Source organism: Paracoccus hibiscisoli, assembly GCF_005048265.1.
Lineage (GTDB): Bacteria > Pseudomonadota > Alphaproteobacteria > Rhodobacterales > Rhodobacteraceae > Paracoccus > Paracoccus hibiscisoli.
In genome coordinates, this window is the sequence record NZ_SUNH01000083.1 from 1 (window position 1) to 1,696 (window position 1,696).

Annotated in this window: 3 protein-coding genes; all 3 read right to left on the reverse strand. The window is 64.7% G+C overall.

Annotated features, from left to right (window positions below; genetic code table 11):
* Nucleotides 1–529, reverse strand: a 529-nt coding sequence (locus tag FA740_RS19355) for an IS66 family transposase zinc-finger binding domain-containing protein (RefSeq protein WP_420873163.1), incomplete at its 3' end; no start/stop codon positions are given.
* 143 nt (nt 530–672) lie between these two features.
* Complete coding sequence (gene tnpB / locus FA740_RS19360) at nt 673–1,020, reverse strand: IS66 family insertion sequence element accessory protein TnpB (protein WP_136858418.1); 348 nt, start codon at nt 1,018–1,020, stop codon at nt 673–675.
* Nucleotides 1,020–1,400, reverse strand: a complete 381-nt coding sequence (gene tnpA / locus FA740_RS20400) for an IS66-like element accessory protein TnpA (RefSeq protein ID WP_420873162.1) — start codon at nt 1,398–1,400, stop codon at nt 1,020–1,022. Before tnpA ends, tnpB begins: the two co-directional genes overlap by 1 nt.
* Nucleotides 1,401–1,696: the final 296 nt, after the last annotated feature.

The window sequence follows — 1,696 nt, forward strand, 5'->3', positions numbered from 1 at the left end:
CGCGGGCGAGGATCTGGCTCTGGCGATACAATGGCAGGTGATCGGCATACTTGCTGACGAGGACATGCGCGAGGGCGCCCTCAGTGGGCAGGCCGCCCTCGATCAGGTGTGCGGGTGCCGGGGCCTGGGTCACGCCCTCGGCGCAACGACGGCACGCATATTTGGGGCGCACAATCACGATGACCCGCAGTTGCGCGGGCACGATGTCCAGCCGCTCGGTCCGGTCTTCGCCGATGCGGTGCATCTCACCGCAGCCACACGGACAGAGCAGGCTGTCCGGCTCGATCACCCGCTCAACGCGGGGCAGGCTTTCCGGAAGATGCCCGCGATTGCGGCGAGCAGCCCGGCGCGGGGGCGTGCGGGGCGCAGCCTCCGCATCCTGCCGGGTCTCGGCCTCTGCCACGGCGGTTTCGAGATCCTCGAAAGCCAGCTGACGCTCGTCGTCGTTCAGCTTCTCGGAGCGTTTGCCATGCACGGCCTGGTTCAGCTCAGCGATCAGATGCTCCAGCCGCCGGTTGCTTTCCCGCAGCGCATCCCTTTCGCGTAAGCGACGGCGAGCACAGCTGCACGCTGGCTTTCGGGGATGACGGACAGGTCGATGGAGGGGACTGTGGACATGTCGCGATCATAGCCCGGTCAACCTGATATTGCTCGTCTTTTCTGTTGTTTAAGTCATTCCGCAACGGCTGGCTTCGGGGTCTCCAGAGGCCGGACCCGCCGCCAGTCCAGGCCAGCAAAAAGCGCCTCGAACTGCGTGCGGCTCAAGGTCATGGCGCCGTCCCGGATGGCCGGCCACGTGAAGCTGTCGGCCTCCAGACGCTTGTAAGCCATCACCAGGCCGCTGCCGTCCCAGAACAGGATCTTCAGCCGGTCGGCGCGCCTTGAGCGGAACACGAATATCGTGCCGGTGAAAGGGTCTTCCGCCAGCATCGACTGCGCCAAGGCTGCCAATCCGTCGTGCCCCTTCCTGAAGTCCACCGGCTTGGTTGCCACCAGGATCCGCATACCCTGCGACGGCATCAGCACGGTGCGGCTCCGAGCGCCCGGACGATCTCGGCCAGCCGAACGGCGGGCATGTCCGCGGCCAGCTCGAGCCTCACCTCACCGATCACGATCCGGATCTGCTCAGCAGCCGGCAGCCGGTCGCAGGAAGGGGGTGCTGGCGCCGGATCGCAGACCACCAGCCGCGCAAAGACAGGCTCGTCAGGTGCTACAGCTGGCAGCACCAGCTTGCCCTGCTTGGCCAACCGCCGCCACGACGACAGCTGGTTCGGCTGCACGCCATAGCGATCCGCCACCGCGTTCACCGTGGCACCCGGCTCCAGTGTGTCGGCGACGACAAGAGCCTTCACCTCATTCGGCCACCGGCGATGGCCTGACGGATAGATCTCGACGCCCAAGGAAATGAGAAACGAAGTCTTGGCACACATTGCGAAACGCACTCCCCATCAACCGATGAAAAGGACTTCGCAGCAGCGCGTCAGCCAAGCAACGTGGGGTTCAAACGCCGCTTACTTTGGTGAGGACGCAGGCAGCGATGGATCAGCATGACGAACTCCGTCTCCTGCGGGGCGTTGTTGCGTAACTCACGCGTGAGACGTGATGCCCCCTTTCCCCGTTGTCATCAGTCCACGCGGACTATCTCGGCCGTTCCGATGGCCGAGAAGCGGTTCATGAGTGCGATGCGGATTTGGAT